The organism is Bartonella doshiae NCTC 12862 = ATCC 700133 (genome assembly GCF_000278155.1).
Taxonomy (GTDB): domain Bacteria; phylum Pseudomonadota; class Alphaproteobacteria; order Rhizobiales; family Rhizobiaceae; genus Bartonella; species Bartonella doshiae.
This window is the reverse complement of sequence record NZ_JH725096.1, coordinates 385,872-400,860: the sequence shown is the minus strand read 5'-3', so window position 1 is coordinate 400,860 and position 14,989 is coordinate 385,872. Positions and strand designations below refer to the sequence as shown.

Sequence of the window (14,989 nt, the reverse complement as noted above, 5' to 3'; positions counted from 1 at the left end):
GACCATCATCGTCTTTTTCGCTTCTGCTGTTTTTTATGGTCCATGTTGTGCCATTCTTCAAATCAAAGACTGTTTTGACCTCATCTGAAGTGTCCACTCTCCCTTCTATAGAAGAGTGATCTGCAGTTAAGAGTGTAGAAACGCTGTTGCCCCTTAATAAAACATCAGCGTGGATTTTTGTATTTTTGAGATTGACTTTACTGAAATCAGAAACAGAACCATAATAAGCAGTAATGCCTATACCATTTTCAACAGACAGCTTAGTATTGGTTAAATTGATTTGACCATCTACAATCTCTATGCCAAATTTTTTTGCCGTTGCAGTAACATCTGTGGCGTCAATTTGTGCACCGCTGACCACATCAAAAGCAGAGTATTCTGTCTTAATGGATCCTCCCGTCATCACGATTTTGGAAGGTTTGTCAGCGTTTTGAGGAGAATAATGCATAGCAGAAAGTGCGCGACCCTTTGCAATAATTTCAACATCATTTAGAAAAGCAGTAGAACCGTTATCAATCGATACCCCTGTCTGCTTTGCGTGAATAAAGCCACCAGACATTGTGATTTGAGTTTCAATTCCCGGTGACTCTATCCCCACCCCACTGCTCTTAATCCTCACATTTTCTAGAGTTAATTCACTCTTGGGATTGTAGAATTGTATTCCAGTAGCATCCGTGGTTATGTCCACATTTTTAAGCTCGGCTGTTGTAATATCGGAAGAGCCTAAAAGATAGATACCCCACGTTTTAGATGTAATGCTCCCCCCAATCATCTTAAAATGTGCTCCATTTTCTAAAAGAACTGCAGAACAAGAAGTGTCATTCTCTGCTGGAGTCCTACAGCTAACATTAGGAGTCTTCTGTTGCTGAATGGTTGTTCCATACAATTCAATTACACTGCCAGAATCGTTGGCATATACGGCACTTTTGTCTAACTTATCATTAATCAGCGTTAAATCTGTACCATAAATTTTGCCACCCTCTAATGCTTCAAGAGTTTCATAGGTTGAGCCTTTTGGAGGGTTTACAACTTTCCCATTCGCGACAAGACTTTCAGCCTGTGCGTTGGAATGCGTACCAAACAGTGCAATTGCTGCAATTGCTGTGCAGGATAAGAGAGATTTTTTAAACATAAAGTTTTCCTAGCTTACAAGCACCCAATGTTTCTCCCCCGCTTATAAGAAACTAAGAAGAATAAACAATGGATGATTTTCAAATAAATATTTTAATAGTTCTATTGTATTCCTTATTATATGTCACATTTAAATAAAATAAATACTTGAAACACAATAATTACATTAAATACATTTAGTGTTATATTTAACTCTTATGAAGTTTTTAGAGAAATATAAGAATAAGTATTCTTTTTAATGGAAATGAAAGCCTAGAATATCGTAAGCTTCTCTCATTTCAAATCTCTCTATGTTAAATCAATCAAAACCATCCTCTTGCACATCACAAGTGAGATTACCATGTGGATAAAAGCTATACAAAAAGGACTACAACTGCCTCTCATAAACCCTCTTAAGGTAAGGGCTGTCGCAACATTGGAAGCTGGAAAATATAATGATGATGCCGGCTTGCTCCTTCATAAGCGGAAAGATGAGAGTGCTTAATGAAAATGTATCATAAAATTTATGAACTGTTATGGATAATCGCTGCTTTTGAAGACCCCTATGCGTTATAATATTTGCATCGTCATTTGCTTTTTATGCTCTGTTCATACATGGCAACTTTCATGGCAACTTTTGAATCACGTATAAAAGTGTGAATTTTTAAAATGCTCGACAGAAAAATAATAAAGTACAAAAACAATCCAAAACTATGGAATAAACACTATAAAATTATATAAGCAAAAATTCTTCCAGATCTATTAAAATATATTGCGTAAAACTTAAGAAGAGAAGCTTTATCTAAGAGCACAAATGTCAAACAAAAACACAAACAGCAAAAATAATTGTCTCTAAAGGTATTTTATACTATATTAACAGCGTTTTTAATATCATAATTGGGGAAGTACTGTATGAAATATAACTATACAACAATAACGATTGTTGCTTTAGCAATTTTTAACTATACATCTTTTGTTTATGGAGCAACAAAAGGAGATCTGACACAACAAAAAGACCCTAGCTCTAGTGATTATTCAAAAACATCTTCGGACATAAGAAAAAAAACTTCCATAAAGAACTATACCGCTATCATCATGGCTGATCCGCAACCATGGCGTTTGGATTATGGTGATCCCAACTCGGAAGCAAACAGAGCACACTGGATTAGTAAAAATGAGAAAATTGCAAAAGCGATAAAATCACAGAAAGCAACTTTTCATATTGTCAATGGTGACTTAACCGAATTTGGGCGTAAAAAAACCTATGACGATTATGCAAATATATACAAAAACCTTGGCTCTCCTGTTTATGAAGGACTCGGAAATCATGATTATGCCAATAATGCTGGTAATTGTACGATTCCTGAAGAAATGAATTCTTCAAGCGATGCCTGTGCTATAAGTGCTCTCTCTAGGATGATGGAAGAAACACGAAAATACAGCAATAATCTTCCCCATTTCAATCAAGATATCACAGAAAATTTGACTGGCGATCCTCACGCATCTGTTCACTTGATAGAAGGAAGTTTTGGTTACTCATGGGATTATGGAGATATTCACTACGTGCAACTTCACAATTACCCAACTTATACAGCAAATTTAAAACAAAATAATACAAATATCCATGTTAAAAGCTCTTTGGATTGGCTGAAAAAAGATTTAGCTGCAGCTGACGCGCGAAAAAAAATCACAATTATGAACTTCCACGATGCGCGTCCATTTTTTGCTGATGGTCATTCACGTTTTCTTAAACCCGAAAATGCTCAAGATCTATCAGAATTTAAATCAATCATCACCTCTCATAATGTCAAAGCAATCTTTGTCGGGCACACCCATTATCAGAGCTATTGTCGCGCACAGGATGACAAAGTCTTTGGAAATATCCCCGTATACACAGCAGGGCCATTGTACAAAGGAGATTATTACCTCATCAATGTACGGGGAAAAAATATACATGTTAAAGCCTATAATGGAAGAACAGGAAAACCCGTTTTGATCGAGGATTTAGGCAAGATAGGCACCCACACAGAATTATTAGAAAGCTGTAGTAATTTATAAGAATATTATCCTCATTATTGGCAAACAAAAGGGGATGTTAACATCCCCTTTTACGAAGTAAATGGCGCTTCCTTTGAACTATTCGTTTCCAATTTTGGCAAAGGGATTGTAACTTTTGTTCCACCCAAAGCAGAAGTTTCAAAAAGAGGTTTTTTACCAAACTGCATACAAAGCTGTTCAATACAAAAACTATACCGACAGTTAAAAACATAGGCACTCTCTCCTTTCAAGTTTGTGCACAATGAAAATCTGCAACGGTAAACATAACCAACCAAAAAAGAAAAATCCTTTACGCTCCTTGATAAATTGCTCCCAAACTAAGGGAAATCTTATCTTCTGTTCATTTCTTCCTTTTTTGCATTCAGTTTCCTCAACGAGAGAAAATATTCACCAAAGCCTCCCCTCTCACAGAAAAATAATAAAGCGCAAAAATAATCCAAAGCTGTCTGATAAAAAACATAAAAAAATTATATGAGTAAAATTTCTTCCAGATATTAAAACACAAATCGTAAAAATTTTTGTCTCTAAAAATGCTTTTTAATGTATTGAGCAGCGTTTTTAATGTAACAATTGGAAAATTAAATTTATGAAATATAGACATACAATAATAGCGATTTTTTTTGCCATCTTTGTTTGTATAAAGCCTTATTTTTCTCACGCTCAAAATGTTTCTGTGACACACGAAACAAGGCGAAGCTTCATAGACAAATTACCCAAACCTAAACCAATTGCATTTGATGATCGTTCAACAGATGTCTATATTGTCAATGAACTCACAAATCCACCTACTTCCATGATATTAATTGATAAAGGTATCGAGCGTGGAGAATGGAAAAAAGGTGAATATTGGGGAAAATCAGGACCTTCGAATATGATTGCATCTGGCTCCCTAGGAAAAGCAGCAACAACATCTAATGCTTGGCTTTTTGGATCCGGTGGTTGGATGAAATATAAAGTACAAGATGACGGAACTCTTTTAACATTCCGTTGGTATAATCCATATACGGGTGCCCCTGAATACTCCATTACCTCGAGCAAAAAAAATTATTATTTCGAACAAAGAGTAGAGCAAGGTAAGAACGCAAGAATAATTTGGTACGTGAAAAGAAAGGAGCCAATAAAACAGTATTCTGTTGTCATAGCAGCTGATCCGCAAGCATGGCGCTTAGAAACCGGAGATCCTAACGCAAACAGCAACAGAGACCCATGGATAAAGGAAAATAAGAAAGTTGCAAATGCAATAGAATCACACGCAGCAGCATTCTATATCATTAATGGTGACTTAACTGAGTATGGTCGCCCCCAAACCTATCAAGATTATGCAAATGTGTACAAAACCATTGCTTACCCTATATATGAAGGGCTAGGTAATCACGATTACTACAATAATATTCGCGACTGTACAATACCGATATCAAACCTTTCAAAGGATGCATGTGCGGTGAGTGCTGTTCAAAGAATGTTCGAAGAAATAAAAAAATACAGCATGGCGTTACCTCAGTTCAATCAAGACGTGACTTATCGTCAAATCATTCAACATGAAAGAATGCGTAATGTAATAACTGGAAGTTTAAGTTATTCATGGGATTATGGAGATATTCACTATGTACAGCTTCATAATTACCCAACTTATACGGTCAATTTACGTGACGGTAATAACATCATAACAATAACGAGAGCTTTGAAATGGTTGAAGAAAGATTTAGCTGCTGCTGATAGAAGGGGGAAAATTACAATTCTCAATTTCCACGATGCTCGTCCTTATTTTAAAGACAATGATTCGCATTTTCTTCATCCCCAAAAAGCTCAAGGTCTATCAGCATTTAAATCAATCATTACCTCTCATAATGTCAAAGCAATCTTTGTAGGACATGAGCATCGGCGATTCTTTTGCCGTGCACAGGATGACAAAGTCTTTGGAAATATTCCCGTATACACAGCGGGAGCATTGTTCAAAGGAGAGTATTACCTCATCAATGTACAGGGAAAAGATATATATGTTAAAGCCTATAATGGAAGAACAGGAAAACCCGTTTTGATTGAGGATTTGGGCAAGATAGGCACCTACAAAAAATTATCAAAAAGCTGTAGTAATTTATAAGAATATTATCCTCATTATTGGCAAACAAAAAGGGATGTTAAAACTTCCTTTTACGAAGTAAATGGCGCTTCCTTTGAACTATTCGTTTCCAATTTTGGCAAAGGGATTGTAACTTTTGTTCCACCCAAAGCAGAAGTTTCAAAAAGAGGTTTTTCACCAAACTGCATACAAAGCTGTTCAATAACCAAACGACCAAGACCTGTTTTTTGCTCTGAAGTTTGATGCTTTATGCCTACACCATCATCCTCCACAATCAACACCCATTGCCCGTCTTGCTGAGGACCAAATGAAACATAAATGTGACCAGAGCGCTGATCTGGAAAGGCATGTTTTAAAGAATTTGTCAGCAATTCACCAAGAATAATTCCAAGCGTCGTTGCATCACGTGAAGACAAGCTACAATCTTTAAAAGAAGTGTGGATGGTGATATTTTCGCGTAATTCAAAAGGGACAGCCAATTCAACATCATGCACCACAGAACTGAGAAACTCCGCTAATAAAGTTGTTTCCATATCATCACTCAAACGTAAACGGCGATGCGCAGTGGATATTGTCTGGATACGGTCGCGTGCAGCCCCAAGAACAGAACGCACTTCTTCATTTTTGCTCCGATTTAACTGCAAGCTAAGCAAAGAAGACACCGTACCAAGAGAATTGCCAATGCGATGGCTTGCATCCTGTAACAACATTTCAACACGTTGACGTTCTTTTTCAGCGTGATTGCGGGCTCTTTCCAATTCTTGTGTACGTTCTTTCACACGGGCTTCAAGGGCTAGGTTTTCACTATGAAGCAACAACTGATACATTTTTAAAGTACGCACATCACGTTGAAAACGATTAACCACAAAATAAGCGGAAATAAACGTACTCACGACAGAAATAATCGCTGCCAATGTTAAAGCCGCACGCATAAGTGCAATACCCTCACGCCGCTTTTGCCGCACCTCATCATCCCCATTCAAAAAACTGGTCATCAAGTGCGCTAAATCCGCTACTTGAATCTTTTGGCTTTCAGAAGGGATAAAGAATTGAGAAGAACGTTCAATAAAATCAAGAGAAAGCATATGGGCACTAAGAAAATCTCTGCGTGCTTCGACCTCTTTTTTAAAAGAGATAAACCATTCATACCATTGCGGATGTGCGTAAACAATCAGTGCGGTATACTCAAGAGTTGCATCAAGATCATGTACCACATTTTCAAAGCGTACTTTATCTTCGCGCTTTTTGGTTCTTGCGTAGTTACGATCCGCAACCGCCATATCGATCAAACGAATGAGGGCCAAATCAGCCTGTTCACGCAATTCTGAACTTGTATTCAACTGTGCTATTTCGTGATCAACGGCATTTGAAAGCAATATAATAAAGGTTGATGCCAAAAGGGCCATAATAAGAGAAACAGTGAGAGCCACCCAACGCCAGCGTGATATAGCATCAGAAGAGGGCCTTTTTTGAAACAAATTCGTCTTTGTCGTCATATAATTTCCATCGGCGAACCTGAAATTTGTCATTTTCCAGCACAAAAGAGGACTGCTTATGGATCATAGGCAAAAAGCCCGATGGATAATTTCATACAGGCTTTCCTTATTTTCCCCAAAGATACACGCCAAACACTCTGAATTTCATCAGAATACTGACCTTACTTTAATAGCTATAACGGGAATAAAAAAAACAAGGCTATCAATCATAATTATTATGCTTTTTTAGCCGTTAAATGAACACAATGTACTTCCAGCTGAATAAGCATCGGGACCATAATCGGATTCACCATCCACTTTCAAAAGCTCCTGCAAACGATGACGCGCCCTACTCACACGGCTTTTTATAGTACCAATAGCGCAACCACAAATAGTAGCAGCATCCTCATAAGAAAAACCAGACGCTCCAATAAGAATAATGGCTTCTCTTTGATCAGGAGATAATAAATTTAAAGCTTTTTTAAAATCTTGCAAATCAAGCGATCCATATTGTGCAGGATGAACAGCGACATTTTGTGTAAACACACCATCACTGTCTTGAACTTCTCTTCCTTTTTTGCGCATCTGGCTGTAAAATTCATTGCGTAAAATTGTAAAAAGCCACGCTTTAAGGTTTGTACCCATCTCAAAGCTGTCTTGTTTAGCCCATGCCTTCATAATGGTGTCTTGCACCAAATCTTCGGCTTTATCGTGATTGCTGCTTAAAGAAACAGCAAAAGCCCGAAGAGCCGGGAGGATTAAAAGTAATTCTTTTTTAAAGTCTTCCACGCCCTTTGCCATAAAGGATTCAAACCTTTTCTATATTGTTTATGCTAAATTGCTCTGCTTGCTCTAACTTCTCCAACAACTCCAACAATCGCTTGGGAAGAGGCTCTTCCTGAATTTCCGTATAAAATTGACGCAATTTCCGCGCTATTTCACTATTGACCCCGAGAAGATCCTCTCTTAATGAAAAGTGGTTGGTGAGATTTTTTTCATCACGGTCGTTCATTTTTTATCCCCCTAATCCATATATTATAAGTAGCACCGCGAAGAATATTTCGCCTTATGGTTGTAAATATAGTTGTAGAAAAAAAGTTCCATACAAACAGAGGAACTTTTTCATCTCTCAAAGATTTCAATCATGAAAGTGCTTGCAAAGAGCAAAGGAGTTATAGATTATGTCATTATCAATGCGCATCGCACCACATCTGCCCTATCTTCGACGTTTCGCCCGTTCTGTCACGGGCAATCAATCTTCTGGTGATGCTTATGTATCGGCAATGTTAGAAGCGCTTATTGCTGACATTTCCATTTTTCCAAAAGCATCCAGCAGTGATCGCATTGGTGTCTATTGGCTTTTTTGTCATCTTTTTGACCAAACAACACCCAATATCCCAGAACCCCTGCCGCAATTGGGTTTTGAACAAAAGAGCAATGCCAAATTATCGTATTTAACACCACGTGCACGCCAAGCATTTTTGTTGGTTGCGGTTGAAGGATTTAATGAACAAGAAGCCAGAGAAATCATGGATCTTGACGCGAAAGAATTCCGTAAACTCCTCAACCAAGCATCGATTGATATTTCGCAACAAATTGCAACACAAGTTATGATTATCGAAGACGAACCTCTTATTGCAATGGATATTGAGCAAATGGTTGAAAGCCTAGGCCATCAAGTTGTAGGAATAGCACGCACGCGTGATGAAGCTATTTTGCTGTATCATAAAAAAAAGCCACGGCTCATTTTAGCGGATATTCAATTGGCCGATAACAGTTCCGGCATTGATGCCGTCAATGATATTTTGAAGAATGACCATATACCTGTGATCTTTATCACAGCTTTTCCTGAAAGGTTGTTGACAGGAGAGCGTCCAGAACCAACTTTTTTAGTCACCAAGCCCTTTAATCCTGATATGGTGAAAGCACTTATTTCACAGGCTTTATTTTTTCAAGAGAATGCTTCCAAAGCTGCTTAGAACAAGATAACATTTTACTCATGATTGTTACACCTGTTCCAACTCCTTCGATGGATAAATCACATCTGAGCGCTCTCATGCAAGCAATTCGTGGTGCTGATATTTGCGTTTTATATCAGACCACAAATCTGGTTTATTTATGGGCTGAAAACCTGCCAAAACATTTACACAACAAATGGCGCGTTGGGTGTCGTGACAGTGATTTTTTTTCGCTTGATCTTGCTGACAATATGGAAACAATCAAGTTGCAGACTTTAGCAACTGGTAAAATGCAAACCATTGAAGCGCGATTTGAGGATATGGCAAAACAAGCCATTTGGTATAAATTTTCTATTGACTGCCATCGCAATGATAACGGAGAAATTATCGGTATTATCACCACAGGAGTAGATATTTCAGGGCTGCGTCGACGTGAGCAGGTACTAAAAATATTGCTGCGAGAAGTCAGTCATCGTTCTAAAAATCTGCTTGCCATCATCCAAAGTATTGCCAGCCAAACAGCGCGCTATACTGAATCGCTTCAGGTTTTTTTACGCAAATTTCAAGGACGCATCCATTCACTTTCTCATTCTCAAGATCTGATCACCGATTCCGATTGGCGTGGTGCACAATTCCGCGAATTGGTCCACTCACAAGCTTTAGGTTATTTGGTAAAAGACACCGAGCGCTTCTCACTTGAAGGCGTGGATCCTTATCTTTTTCCCAATGCAGCTTTACATATTGGTTTGGCTTTCCATGAACTTATTGTTAACTCTCTCTCTTTTGGTGCCTTATCACAAGAAGGGGGAAAAGTATGTGTGCGCTGTGAAATCCACACAAAAATTAATGAAAAAACCCAACTTTGCATAACCTGGAACGAATCTTTTGAAGCAGGAACTCTTCTTTCGACCGATAACAAAGCTTGTTTTGGGAGTGCTGTTTTAGAAAAAATTGTCCCCGTTTCTGTCAATGGTACGGCTTCTTTAAAGTTGACTGAAGAAGGCATTGTTTACTGCCTCTGTGTTCCTGATACTTATTTTGATACATTTTCTTAAAAAAGCAGAATACCCGCTCTGGCTAGAGCGCCCTTCACAATCTCTCTTTCTCAACTCAAAAAAATTTTTCACACAACCAACCTTTGAGAACGGAGCCTCTCATAGCTCTCTCACAAGCACAATGCCAATGGGAACAATGAATCTCTGAAAACGTTTAACAAGGAGAAAGCGACTAAGAAGCTGACAGATTGCCTTTTAAGCTGTTAAGCCCTCATTTGGAAAATATGGTATGAATCCTCTTGTTTTTATCCTCTTATTGGTTTCATGTACAGATGACTTTAACAGCTGTTATTCCAATAATACGATGGTAAAAATCTACCCAACAGCTCAGACATGTGAGCAAGCCATGATACCTTCAACAAAAGAATATGCATCTTATGGGCAACAAATCTTTGCCCAATGCACAAGCATACAGACAAACTTACATCAACAAGACGTCAATCTCATTTGGTCTGTAACAAATCGAGGAAATTTTCTGTTAAAAAGCCAAAACACCCATGAGAGCCTATCAACAGATCAATAAACAGACATTTTTACCACATCATCTCTTCTACAAACATCCCTATAAACTTCTTGCACAAAACCCCTGAAAAGCATAAACCCATCAGGCTCTAAGAAAAAATCAATGAAAGAGTGTAAAATGATGGATGATAAACAACAGCTTCATACTTCAAGTAATCATCACACTGAGCAATGTGCTTTGCCTCAAGATCAACCTTTAGATCCTGCGGTAGAACGCATAAGAAAGAAGCTTATGCTTTTAATGATTGTTTCCATTTCAATTACGCTTATTCTTATTCTTGCTGTACTCTTTGGAGTTGTTTACAAAATTGTAGCAACACCATCAGCTTCCAAACAAAAAGAGTCATCTTCTTCTTACAGCAAAAATACAACAACTCTTTACCACACGCTTTCCTTACCTAAAAAAACACAAATTCTGTCGCAAAGCCTTTCGGAACACAATATTGTATTCAAAACTCTCACGCCAGACGGACAAATAAAATTCATGATTTACAATTATCATACCGGTGCACTTATCGCTGTTTTTTCCCTTGAAACAGCAGAAGAGACTGAAACAACGGAAAAAATACCAAGCACTCTCCCCCAGGAACAAAACACCATCTCTAGGTAAACGACATTATGCTCATAAACACTTATACAACGCCTTACTGTTGAAATAGTGCCCTTTTCAGAGCATATAATACCCAAACGTTCGTGCAATTTTCTTTGCATTTTTCTCTTCACAAAAAGAGAGAAAAAATTTCTGCCGATCCTTCTTCATTCACAAAGTTTTCTGTCATTGCGCATCAATTTCCAGCGTTACACACAAAAAAAGAAGCATCGTGCTTTTTGACAATTCCAATACATTCTTTCACAAGTATTGTCCTTAATCACTTTTTTAGCCGAAAGGGCGCAACTACCTCATATATCTACAATTACATTCATTTTATGTTTTTGTACTGAGCATGCTTTTTACCAACATCTTGTGACACAAGGCTCTCACAACTGACCGTATCCTTTTATCCATTCACTCTCAGATTTTTTTATAATGTACTTCCTTGCACATTGTTTTCTTCATGGCTCTCCACGTCAAAAAGATTGGCATATTTTGCTAACTTTTCTTGTTTTGACAAAGGACAAAAGAAATATCCCTCACCTTGCCCATCAAGCAAACAATAATTCCAAGAAAGATAGCAAAGTTACTAGGCGTGCTTCAAGATGCTTTTTATCTAGGCATTTTCCTCTGCCGAAGAGGTTGCGACCCGACGTCGACGCGGTTTTCTCTGTATTTCTTCTCCTAACAAAGGAAGAGAAGCAACTTTTTCTGCCGATCCTTCTTCATTTGCAGAATTTTCTGACGTTGCACGGGATAATTCAAGAGATGATTCTTCCTGCATCCGCGGTGCACGCCGCCGTGAAGGTCGCCGTGTTTTTTTACCAGTTTCCGTATTTTTTTCCGCAGTATTTTGCTCTTGGTCAGTTTTCTCCTCTTGAAAAGCACATGCATCTAATGCGCCCGTAGCATGACCATTTTTCTGCGGCTGCGGCTGCGGCTGTGATGCAAAGCTATCATAACTGACAGCATCTTTTTGTTCACTTTCAGTGTTTATTTCATCACACCCTTGCTCATTATTTTCATCACGATTTTCATCACGCCGAACATGTTGGGATGTTTGTCCGACCGCAGCCAGAATAATACGTAAATAATGCTCAGCATGTTGGAGATAATTCTCTGACATAACGCGATCACCCGCGCCTTGTGCATCGCGTGCAAGACTTAAGTACTTGTCTGCAATTTGTTGTGCATTTCCACGAATTTTAACATCCGGGCCGCTACTTTCATAATTCCGAGATAACGGATTAGGACCGCGACGATTATTATTGCTATTATTGTTATTATTGCGCCCGCGCACCCGTCTATTTTGTTGTGGCCTCATATTCATCCCTTTTGGAGTGTGTGTCTCTTAATTGACTCTTCTTCATTGCATTTTTTTAATAATGCTGGTCGTGTTTAAAATACGGTTATCAGACTATCCGCGTTTTACTTCACTCAAATGATACCTACTGATATTTGATAAAGCATATATTTTTTGAAATCACAAAAACAGCAGGGAAATCGTAAGCCCAAAATTCCCTATTTCTCTGTTAACCAGAAGAAACCTAGTGATGTTCACATAAAATGCCAAGTGTTTTTTTTCAATAAACCATATTTTACTAAAAGAAAATAATCATCTTGTGGAAAAACAATAAAAAATGAAAATATACACACAAAAGTTCTGGAAAACAAACAAATAACTCCTGCTACCAAGCAAACACTTGTCTCTTTTTTACTTAATCATCTCTTTTTTTGCTTTTAAAACCACTGCTCCTAAAAAAACGCTGATACACTCTACCCCGCTAATACTTACTCCCCTTGCTTGATACTTAGTGCATTCTTTTGCATTTATATTTGCGCTTTTACACATATTTATGCTTTTTTTATATTTTGTTTATACTTTTTTATATTTTGTGCTTTGTGCCTCTGCACATTGAGCGCATGACATTGATACCTTCACAACATTGCCATATGAATGCATCATTTGTGCTAACATAGCCTCTCTTATACTCTAAAGCAACCCCCTTCTCCTAGGAATAATCCCCCTCTTGCATTACAAGACCACTCGGTACCTATAGATAGATTAGCAGAGAGCATTATTCAAGTACATTTACCGTTAACAGATTACTCTTCTTAATGGAACAAGCCAACAAATAGGATCAATTTTGAGCTAAAATTGTAGGCTATATAATTGAATTAGGGCGACAATTTGGTAGCAAGCCAAACATGCAAAAAGAAAAAATACACTCCACAAAAACAAACAGCCAAGCTCTCAAATGCATGCAACAGAAAAAAGACCAATGGCATCAGTGAGAGCATAATCTTTTACAACACAAAGTTCCCTCTCATCAATCAATAGAACATTTTTTCATCACCGGCGCTTTACAAATTATTTATTCTCTTGCTACTTCACAACTTGAAGTTCAAAATTTAACGCCACAACCACATAATCTCTTCCCCGCCTGTAATGGTACACATTCAGCAAGTGTCATTTAAAATGGAAACCACATGAAAGCATACGGCTTGTTCTTGCCTTTATTGCAGCCCTCTCTGGTATACCCCTCTTAACCAATGCACATTTAGCGGAATAACACACAATATTTCCATCCACACCACCGATAACATACCCAATGGCATTTTATTTGAAACCTGTGCAACAGATAAGCACTATTACAAGCAACGCAATACCCATAAAAATCCGACACCAGACGTTTTTGCAGATGACATCAGCACACAGACAGCTGATTTTTTGTTTCAGGATTCTTCACACTTTAAGCAAGGAAATCTTAACCCTTTTTTACAGGAAACAGAAAATAACTCATTGTGCTCTTAGTCAAAAAATTCATAAACCCCGCTAAACCTCTAGGAGAAGCCCACCTCCGACAGCTGCGACACACAACTGTCGGAGCACTATGGAGCGGTGACGATGGACTACAGATCTGGCCACTGGGAGAGACGTAGCAAACATAATAATCCTCTCAAGCACCTAATCCGCACCTCAATAAGCGCTAGATCTACACTCATTGTCAATAATAATACGGCAGTTTTATGATAAATTTTGAAGAGTCTTCAGATTGAAAAAAAGAAAACTACATCACAGAAAAACGATAAATTTTTGTATTTCATGAATATCCGCGAAAAGAATAAACTTTTGCATAGATTTTTCTGCTTTCTCAATAACCCCATGAAAAATGCCATACAACATTAGCATTTATATCTTATCTCTTAAAAGCTTTACGCTTTCTTTCAAATGTAAGATTTGTACCAACGCTAAGAGTAAGAAAAAAGCACACTTTTCATAGCATGAAAATTCTTTAAGAACGAGATTGTTTATATCTATACTCTTTTATAAAATTTCGTCTGCTTTTTTAAATATGCACATCAAAACTTAAAAGTGATTGCGTGCTTTATCTTTTTCATTGATAAGACAATCCCGTAAAAGAAAATAGTTTCCGTCTCCTGGCCGCACCATTTTCACACATTTTTTCTTTGTATCTTGAGAAAGATCATCCCACATTTCACGAATTGCAAAATAAGCTTCACTTTCTAAATTTATACAGCGATGATAAACTTCTTTTTTTACATCGGGTATAACTGAAGCGGAAATTTCTTTACAATAGACGCGAAGATCAAACGCTGGAATATCCAATTCCGTAGAAACTTGTTGCGTTTCTTGTTTTGAAGCAGAAAAATGACGAATAATTTTCATAATGGCAAAGGAAACAACCAATGTACAACAAAGAATGATACAAACAAAAGAAATCTTGTGATATAATTTTTTGAAATAAGCTTTTCGCCTCGCTTGGATTCTTTTTTCCATAAAGACCTTATCCTCTAATATCACAAGATAAAACATCCAAAAACAAGCCTTTTACAGCATAAATGAGCAAAGTACCAATCCCCAATATATGTTGCAATGAGCAGTCTTTCTTTTTTTGTACCAAATGCTTCTTTTGCTCAAAGTCATCTGTATCATTTTGACCTTCTTTGGTATTGCAGCTCTCATAAAATTTGCATAATAAAAAAGCTAGAGGAGCTCTATCATACGACTTTGTTGATGTAAAACCTGATAGAAAGAAAAGAACGAATTTTCTAAACGGGAAAACGCAGTTATTTTCTGTTTTTCTGTTTTTCTGTTTTTCTGTTTTTCTGTTTTT

14 protein-coding genes and 1 pseudogene are annotated in these 14,989 nt (G+C 37.5%); 8 read left to right on the top strand and 7 right to left on the bottom strand.

Annotated elements, in window-relative coordinates:
* Positions 1–1,132 (bottom strand): annotated as a pseudogene (locus MCS_RS06565) (autotransporter outer membrane beta-barrel domain-containing protein); the annotation flags it as partial.
* Between the two features lie 339 nt (positions 1,133–1,471).
* On the opposite strand from MCS_RS06565, the gene MCS_RS08385 reads away from it, so the two are divergent.
* From MCS_RS08385 to MCS_RS06555, 3 genes are all read left to right on the top strand, one after another.
* On the top strand, positions 1,472–1,615 hold the full coding sequence (locus tag MCS_RS08385; RefSeq protein ID WP_004856638.1) for a hypothetical protein: 144 nt from the start codon (positions 1,472–1,474) through the stop codon (positions 1,613–1,615).
* A 407-nt stretch (positions 1,616–2,022) separates the two neighbouring features.
* Entirely contained in the window at positions 2,023–3,168 is a 1,146-nt protein-coding gene (locus MCS_RS06560) for a metallophosphoesterase (protein WP_004856636.1), read from the top strand.
* A 586-nt stretch (positions 3,169–3,754) separates the two neighbouring features.
* A complete protein-coding gene (locus MCS_RS06555; protein ID WP_004856634.1) occupies positions 3,755–5,269 on the top strand; it encodes a metallophosphoesterase in 1,515 nt (504 codons plus the stop codon).
* A 50-nt stretch (positions 5,270–5,319) separates the two neighbouring features.
* Here MCS_RS06555 and MCS_RS06550 read toward each other — a convergent pair whose 3' ends face one another.
* From MCS_RS06550 to MCS_RS06540, 3 genes are all read right to left on the bottom strand, one after another.
* Positions 5,320–6,744 carry a sensor histidine kinase gene (locus tag MCS_RS06550; protein WP_004856632.1) on the bottom strand — a complete coding sequence of 475 codons (1,425 nt, stop codon included), beginning with the start codon at positions 6,742–6,744 and terminating at the stop codon, positions 5,320–5,322.
* Between the two features lie 225 nt (positions 6,745–6,969).
* Positions 6,970–7,524 (bottom strand): RNA polymerase sigma factor, encoded by a 555-nt coding sequence (locus tag MCS_RS06545; protein WP_004856630.1) that lies wholly within the window; start codon positions 7,522–7,524, stop codon positions 6,970–6,972.
* 7 nt (positions 7,525–7,531) lie between these two features.
* The gene (locus tag MCS_RS06540; protein WP_004856628.1) at positions 7,532–7,735 is read right to left on the bottom strand and encodes a NepR family anti-sigma factor; all 204 of its coding nucleotides are present in this window, start codon (positions 7,733–7,735) and stop codon (positions 7,532–7,534) included.
* Positions 7,736–7,904: 169 nt separating this feature from the next.
* Between MCS_RS06540 and MCS_RS06535 the strand changes: the two genes are divergently transcribed.
* The 4 genes from MCS_RS06535 (at position 7,905) to MCS_RS06520 (ending at position 10,868) form a co-directional block, all read left to right on the top strand.
* Positions 7,905–8,702, top strand: coding sequence for a response regulator (locus MCS_RS06535; protein ID WP_004856627.1), 798 nt, complete (start codon positions 7,905–7,907; stop codon positions 8,700–8,702).
* A 20-nt stretch (positions 8,703–8,722) separates the two neighbouring features.
* On the top strand, positions 8,723–9,736 hold the full coding sequence (locus MCS_RS06530; protein WP_004856625.1) for a sensor histidine kinase: 1,014 nt from the start codon (positions 8,723–8,725) through the stop codon (positions 9,734–9,736).
* A 229-nt stretch (positions 9,737–9,965) separates the two neighbouring features.
* On the top strand, positions 9,966–10,259 hold the full coding sequence (locus MCS_RS08725) for a hypothetical protein (RefSeq protein WP_035452219.1): 294 nt from the start codon (positions 9,966–9,968) through the stop codon (positions 10,257–10,259).
* A 117-nt stretch (positions 10,260–10,376) separates the two neighbouring features.
* Positions 10,377–10,868 (top strand): hypothetical protein, encoded by a 492-nt coding sequence (locus MCS_RS06520; protein ID WP_004856624.1) that lies wholly within the window; start codon positions 10,377–10,379, stop codon positions 10,866–10,868.
* A gap of 598 nt (positions 10,869–11,466) precedes the next feature.
* Here the strand turns inward: MCS_RS06520 and MCS_RS06515 are convergent.
* Positions 11,467–12,174, bottom strand: coding sequence for a DUF4167 domain-containing protein (locus MCS_RS06515; RefSeq protein ID WP_004856622.1), 708 nt, complete (start codon positions 12,172–12,174; stop codon positions 11,467–11,469).
* Positions 12,175–13,419: 1,245 nt separating this feature from the next.
* Here MCS_RS06515 and MCS_RS08920 point away from each other — a divergent pair.
* Positions 13,420–13,665 carry a hypothetical protein gene (locus MCS_RS08920; RefSeq protein ID WP_483413611.1) on the top strand — a complete coding sequence of 82 codons (246 nt, stop codon included), beginning with the start codon at positions 13,420–13,422 and terminating at the stop codon, positions 13,663–13,665.
* 555 nt (positions 13,666–14,220) lie between these two features.
* Here the strand turns inward: MCS_RS08920 and MCS_RS06510 are convergent.
* Both MCS_RS06510 and MCS_RS08490 read right to left on the bottom strand, forming a co-directional pair.
* A complete protein-coding gene (locus tag MCS_RS06510) occupies positions 14,221–14,652 on the bottom strand; it encodes a hypothetical protein (protein ID WP_004856618.1) in 432 nt (143 codons plus the stop codon).
* Between the two features lie 7 nt (positions 14,653–14,659).
* Positions 14,660–14,989 (bottom strand): hypothetical protein (locus MCS_RS08490; protein ID WP_040296614.1); only part of this gene is annotated, 330 nt, incomplete at its 5' end.